This is a genomic window from Xenorhabdus griffiniae (assembly GCF_015163655.1).
In the GTDB taxonomy this organism is placed as follows: Bacteria; Pseudomonadota; Gammaproteobacteria; order Enterobacterales; family Enterobacteriaceae; genus Xenorhabdus; species Xenorhabdus griffiniae.
In genome coordinates, this window is the sequence record NZ_JADEUF010000156.1 from 1 (window position 1) to 6,400 (window position 6,400).

5 protein-coding genes are annotated in these 6,400 nt (G+C 43.5%); all 5 read left to right on the top strand.

What is annotated here, in order from left to right:
- The first annotated feature begins 612 nt into the window (after window positions 1–612).
- The 5 genes from serC to ihfB all read left to right on the top strand — a co-directional run bounded on the left by serC (window position 613) and on the right by ihfB (window position 6,191).
- The gene (serC, locus tag IQ211_RS17360; RefSeq protein ID WP_189758508.1) at window positions 613–1,701 is read left to right on the top strand and encodes a 3-phosphoserine/phosphohydroxythreonine transaminase; all 1,089 of its coding nucleotides are present in this window, start codon (window positions 613–615) and stop codon (window positions 1,699–1,701) included.
- Between the two features lie 92 nt (window positions 1,702–1,793).
- Entirely contained in the window at window positions 1,794–3,101 is a 1,308-nt protein-coding gene (gene aroA / locus IQ211_RS17365) for a 3-phosphoshikimate 1-carboxyvinyltransferase (protein WP_189758509.1), read from the top strand.
- Between the two features lie 171 nt (window positions 3,102–3,272).
- A complete protein-coding gene (gene cmk / locus IQ211_RS17370; RefSeq protein WP_189758510.1) occupies window positions 3,273–3,959 on the top strand; it encodes a (d)CMP kinase in 687 nt (228 codons plus the stop codon).
- A 193-nt stretch (window positions 3,960–4,152) separates the two neighbouring features.
- A complete protein-coding gene (rpsA, locus tag IQ211_RS17375; RefSeq protein WP_099133860.1) occupies window positions 4,153–5,826 on the top strand; it encodes a 30S ribosomal protein S1 in 1,674 nt (557 codons plus the stop codon).
- A gap of 74 nt (window positions 5,827–5,900) precedes the next feature.
- On the top strand, window positions 5,901–6,191 hold the full coding sequence (gene ihfB / locus IQ211_RS17380; RefSeq protein ID WP_045969974.1) for an integration host factor subunit beta: 291 nt from the start codon (window positions 5,901–5,903) through the stop codon (window positions 6,189–6,191).
- The last annotated feature ends 209 nt before the right edge of the window (window positions 6,192–6,400 follow it).

A 6,400-nucleotide genomic window follows, 5' to 3' on the forward strand; every position in this document is an offset into this window, starting at 1 on the left:
TTTATGTCATCCTATTTTTGGGGTTGCTTGTTATTGTTTGTCAGGTATTTTTTGATTTTTTGGAGTAGCTGATAATTATAATATTTAGTAAAAAAATTAAAGTTATGTTTTTAAATGTATATGTCCCTTATGGAACACTTTATTTCTATCTTGGTTTAAATTCTAAATTATTTGGTGTGGTTGATTGTTAAAGTATTTTAGGTAATGCATGGGGGTTGTGAAAATATTTATAATGAGATGGTTATGTTTGCAACAAAACTATCTTATATAAATTATAAATGAAAAAATGCAGGGTGAAGTGTTTTTTTTAGTTTTTATAAAAATGTTATCTTGCATTATTAAATTTAATCAATAAATGGGTGTTTTTATATTTAACTTTGAGTTGAGATTGAATGTAATTTTTTAATTTACCTATATTAATGGATATAGTCTTAGTAGTTTTTAATATTCTAATTATTAATGTTTAGTTTATCAGCCAGTTATACAATGTGCTGTAGCCAATGGGCTGCAACAATATTTGCGACAATCTCTTAATAACCATTGCAGTGGCAGGGCGAGAATGATAAAACCAATGCGTCCGATTTTATTGTATCCATTGATAGGGTGAAGTTAATGAGTCAGGTATATAATTTCAGCGCTGGCCCAGCTATGTTGCCAGCGGAAGTGTTACGACGTGCAGAGCAGGAACTTTGCAACTGGCACGGCTTGGGGACATCTGTGATGGAAATTAGTCACCGCAGCAAAGAATTTGTGGCTGTTGCGGCAGAAGCAGAAAAAGATCTCCGAGATTTATTAGCCATACCTGAGAATTACAAGGTGCTGTTTTGTCACGGCGGTGCTCGTGGGCAATTTTCGGCGTTACCACTGAACTTACTGGGTGATAAATCGACAGCAGATTATATCGTCAGTGGTTACTGGTCTGAATGTGCAGCGAAAGAAGCAGAAAAATATTGCACGCCAAACATCATTGATATCAGAACAGAAACGAACGGCATCAAAAGCGTAAAGCCGATGAGTGAATGGACTTTGAGCAGTGATGCTGCCTATGTCCATTATTGTCCTAATGAAACGATTGAAGGCGTTGCCATTTTTGAAGAGCCTGATTTCGGCGATGATAAAATTGTCATTGCCGATTACTCTTCAACCATTCTCTCTGCACCCATTGATGTTAGCCGTTATGGCGTTGTTTATGCTGGGGCACAAAAAAATATCGGGCCAGCAGGGATTACCGTCGTCATTATCCGTGAAGATCTGCTGGGTAAAGCACACCCACATACACCATCTATTCTGGATTATACTGTGCAGGTTCAATACGACTCTATGTATAACACGCCACCGACATTTGCATGGTATCTGTCTGGCATGGTATTCAAGTGGTTGAAAGAGCAGGGAGGGTTACAAGAGATCAGTAAACGTAATCATGCTAAAGCCAAACACCTTTATCATGCCGTTGATAACAGTAAGTTGTATATCAACCGTGTTGCTCCTCAAAACCGTTCCATCATGAATGTCCCCTTCCAACTGGCTAACCCTGCATTAGATGGTCAGTTTTTGGAAGAAGCCTATGCACACGGGCTACATGCATTGAAAGGGCACAAAGTTGTGGGTGGCGCTCGTGCTTCGATTTATAATGCTATGCCTTATGAAGGTGTAAACGCATTGGTTGAATTTATGGCTGATTTTGAACGCCGCAACGCATAATTTTTTATCGTCGGGAGGGATAACACCTCCCGATCCCAAAATCCTCGATCTATCCTAAAAACTAAAATCATCTCTGGAGATTCCTCTCTATTATGCAATCCCTGACGTTACAACCTATTTCCCATATTAATGGAACAATTAATTTGCCTGGTTCTAAAAGCGTTTCTAACCGCGCTTTGTTACTCGCTGCGCTTGCTAAGGGAACAACTCGATTAACCAATTTGTTGGACAGCGATGATATTCGTTACATGCTTAACGCTCTGGCTGCATTGGGTATTTCCTATCGTCTCTCTGCCAATCGGACTGTCTGTGAAGTCGATGGCATTGGAGGCCGCATTACGGGCAAAAGTGATATTGAACTGTTTTTGGGCAATGCCGGTACAGCAATGCGCCCATTGGCCGCGGCTCTATGTCTAGGGGACAGCAGTTTAGGAGACAATGGCATAAGTGTGGTGTTAACCGGCGAACCGCGGATGAAAGAACGTCCAATTGGTCATTTGGTCGATGCATTGCGTCAAGGTGGAGCAAAAATTGCTTATCTTGAACAGGAAAATTACCCGCCTTTGCATATCAAAGGGGGATTTTTAGGCGGAAAAGTCACCGTTGATGGCACTGTTTCCAGCCAGTTCCTGACCGCTTTGTTGATGGCAGCGCCATTGGCAAAAAATGACACGGAAATCCACATACAAGGTGATTTGGTCTCTAAACCTTATATTGATATTACATTGGCACTGATGAAAAGTTTTGGTGTAACAGTAGACAATGAACAATATCAGGCTTTTCACATTAAAGGTCAGCAACAATATTTGTCTCCGGGGCAGTATCTGGTAGAAGGCGATGCTTCATCGGCATCTTATTTTCTGGCAGCAGCGGCAATTAAAGGCGGAACTGTTCGTGTCACGGGCATTGGCAGAAATAGCCTGCAAGGGGATACCCAATTTGCCAATGTATTGGAACAGATGGGAGCAACGATTCGGTGGGGGGACGATTTTGTTGAATGTGAGCGTGGTACATTGACGGGCATTGATATGGATATGAATGCTATTCCTGACGCAGCAATGACAATTGCGACAACTGCGTTATTTGCACAGGGAGAAACCGTTATCCGCAATATCTACAATTGGCGGGTAAAAGAAACCGATCGGCTAAATGCGATGGCAACCGAATTGAGAAAAATAGGCGCCGAAGTGGAGGAGGGACATGATTATATTCGAATTTCTCCGCCAGAAAAGCTCAACCATGCTGAAATTGCGACCTATAATGATCACCGCATTGCGATGTGTTTCTCGTTGGTAGCTCTGTCGGATACGCCAGTTACTATCCTTGATCCAGGCTGTACAGCAAAGACATTCCCAGACTATTTCAATCAGCTCGAAAAGCTCAGTCAATACGTAAAATAGAGGGAGACGCAAAAGTCGGTAGGGATAGAAATAAATGGGCTTTGCCTGTTTCTCTCATCTGCTGAGCGCGTATAATAGGACAGGTTTTTATTGCTTGCTAATTAAGCAATTTTTTGCATTCGGTAAATGACCTGTCTGTTATACGAATGTTATGCGAAAAGGAGGATAATGATGGCGGCGATAGCCCCAGTAATAACCGTTGATGGGCCAAGTGGTGCTGGCAAGGGAACACTATGTCAGGCATTGGCTGAAGCGTTAGATTGGCAGTTGCTTGATTCAGGCGCCATTTATCGTGTATTGGCACTGGCTGCCATCCATCATCAGGTGGATATCCAGTCTGAAGACGCACTGGTTCCTCTGGCTGCAAACCTGGATGTTCGTTTTGTGCCTGCAAATGGCAAACTCCGGGTCATTCTGGAAGGCGAAGATGTCAGCAATGAAATTCGTACTGAAACCGTTGGAAATACGGCTTCGCAAGCGGCAACATTCCCACGTGTCCGTGAAGCACTTTTACGTCGGCAGAGGGCCTTCCGCATTGCGCCTGGGCTGATAGCTGATGGCCGTGATATGGGAACAGTTGTATTTCCTGACGCGCCAGTGAAAATATTTCTTGATGCAAGTGCGGAAGAACGCGCCCACAGACGTATGTTGCAGTTGCAGGAGAGAGGTTTTAGTGTTAACTTTGAAAATCTTTTGTCCGAGATACAAGAACGGGACTTCCGCGATCGCAATCGGGCTGTTGCGCCCTTAGTGCCTGCACAAGATGCATTGATCCTGGATTCGACCAGTATGTCTATCGAAGAAGTGATTGATAAAGCACTGGTTTATGCGAAAAACGCGCTGGAAATACCCGCATAATCGTTAATTTTCGCAAATAGGCTATTGCAGTAGCGTATCAAGAAGATGTATATAGAATTCTAGTGTATTGGTAGTGAAATATTCTGGTACACTAAAACACCTTGTAACAGGGAAAAGTTGCGAGGTATGTAAAACAACCCCATTCGGCTGGAAGCTTAATGGACGTTAATTAAAAATCTTGAAGATCATAAACATGACAGAATCCTTTGCTCAACTCTTTGAAGAATCCCTACAGGCTATCGAAACTCGTCCAGGTGCCATCGTTCGCGGTGTCGTGGTTGCTATCGATAAAGACGTTGTATTGGTTGACGCAGGCCTGAAATCAGAATCTGCAATTCCTGTAGAACAATTCAAAAATGCTCAAGGTGAGCTGGAAATCCAGGTTGGCGATGAAATCGACGTAGCTTTGGATGCGGTAGAAGATGGTTTCGGTGAAACTGTCTTGTCTCGTGAGAAAGCGAAACGTCACGAAGCATGGCTGATGCTGGAAAAAGCATACGAAGAAGCTGAAACTGTCACTGGTATTATCAATGGCAAAGTAAAAGGTGGCTTCACTGTAGAACTGAACGGCATCCGTGCGTTCCTGCCAGGTTCACTGGTTGACGTTCGTCCAGTTCGTGACACTGCTCACCTTGAAGGCAAAGAGCTTGAGTTCAAAGTCATCAAGCTGGATCAGAAACGCAACAACGTAGTTGTTTCTCGTCGTGCAGTTATCGAATCTGAAAACAGCGCAGAACGTGATCAGCTGCTGGAAAACCTGCAAGAAGGCATGGAAGTTAAAGGTATCGTTAAGAACCTGACTGACTACGGTGCATTCGTTGATCTGGGCGGCGTTGATGGCTTGCTGCACATTACTGATATGGCTTGGAAACGTGTTAAACACCCAAGCGAAATTGTCAATGTGGGCGATGAAATCACAGTTAAGGTACTGAAATTCGACCGTGAGCGTACACGCGTATCTCTGGGTCTGAAACAACTGGGTGAAGATCCATGGGTAGCAATCGCTAAACGTTATCCAGAAAGTACTAAACTGACTGGTCGCGTAACTAACCTGACTGATTACGGCTGCTTCGTTGAAATCGAAGAAGGTGTTGAAGGTCTGGTACACGTTTCAGAAATGGATTGGACCAACAAGAACATCCACCCATCCAAAGTTGTTAACGTTGGTGACGTTGTGGAAGTTATGGTTCTGGATATCGATGAAGAGCGTCGTCGTATCTCCCTGGGCCTGAAACAGTGCAAAGCTAACCCTTGGCAGCAATTTGCTGAGACTCACAACAAGAACGATCGCGTTGAAGGTAAAATCAAGTCTATCACTGACTTCGGTATCTTCATTGGTCTGGAAGGCGGCATCGACGGCCTGGTTCACCTGTCTGACATCTCCTGGAACGTTGCAGGTGAAGAAGCAGTTCGTGAATACAAAAAAGGCGACGAAATCGCTGCTGTAGTTCTGCAAGTAGATGCAGAGCGTGAGCGTATCTCTCTGGGCATCAAGCAACTGGCAGAAGATCCATTCAATAATTACCTGTCTGTAAACAAGAAAGGTGTCATTGTTACTGGTAAAGTCACTGCAGTTGACGCAAAAGGTGCTACAGTTGAATTAGCTGACGGTGTTGAAGGTTACCTGCGTGCATCAGAAGCTTCTCGTGACCGCGTTGAAGATGCAACTCAAGTTCTGAACGTTGGCGATGAAGTTGAAGCTAAATATGTTGGCGTTGATCGCAAAAACCGCGTAATCAACCTGTCTGTTCGTGCAAAAGACGAAGCTGATGAAAAAGACGCTATCGCTTCTGTGAACAAACAAGAAGACACAAACTTTGCTAACAACGCAATGGCTGAAGCTTTCAAAGCAGCTAAAGGCGAATAATCTAAGTCAATAACGGCGGGTAATATTCTCTATAATGGGAATATTACCCGAATACGGTAGTTTAGGGAGGTACCATGACCAAGTCTGAATTAATCGAAAGACTTGCAGAGCAGCAATCTCACATGCCGGCCAAAGCCGTTGAAGATGCAGTGAAAGAAATGCTTGATCATATGGCAGAAACACTAGCCGCAGGTGAACGTATTGAAGTTCGCGGATTCGGCAGCTTTTCTCTTCACTACCGGGCTCCGCGTGTGGGTCGTAACCCTAAAACGGGTGACAAAGTGGAATTGGACGGTAAATATGTTCCCCACTTTAAACCCGGTAAAGAGTTACGTGACCGCGTGAATATCTATAGCGATAGCTAAGATATCAGTTATTACTTAATTAAACTAACGGCACCTTGCGGTGCCGTTTTTTGTATATACTAATCGCCTTTCAAGATGCGTCTTATATCTCCCCGCGTAGCGCTGAGGGATCCCCACAAAACGGTGCTAATAAATCAAAACCATATTTTGGTAGATTTTGGCGAGGTATTTGAGGAGTTGATTAAGAACTATTTCAAATAATATTAGCG

What these genes read in the sequence shown, in the direction of transcription:
- ihfB (WP_045969974.1), top strand. Translation starts at nt 5,901, where the DNA reads ATGACCAAGTCTGAATTAATCGAAAGACTTGCAGAGCAGCAATCTCAC.
- rpsA (WP_099133860.1), top strand. Translation starts at nt 4,153, where the DNA reads ATGACAGAATCCTTTGCTCAACTCTTTGAAGAATCCCTACAGGCTATC.
- aroA (WP_189758509.1), top strand. Translation starts at nt 1,794, where the DNA reads ATGCAATCCCTGACGTTACAACCTATTTCCCATATTAATGGAACAATT.
- serC (WP_189758508.1), top strand. Translation starts at nt 613, where the DNA reads ATGAGTCAGGTATATAATTTCAGCGCTGGCCCAGCTATGTTGCCAGCG.
- cmk (WP_189758510.1), top strand. Translation starts at nt 3,273, where the DNA reads ATGGCGGCGATAGCCCCAGTAATAACCGTTGATGGGCCAAGTGGTGCT.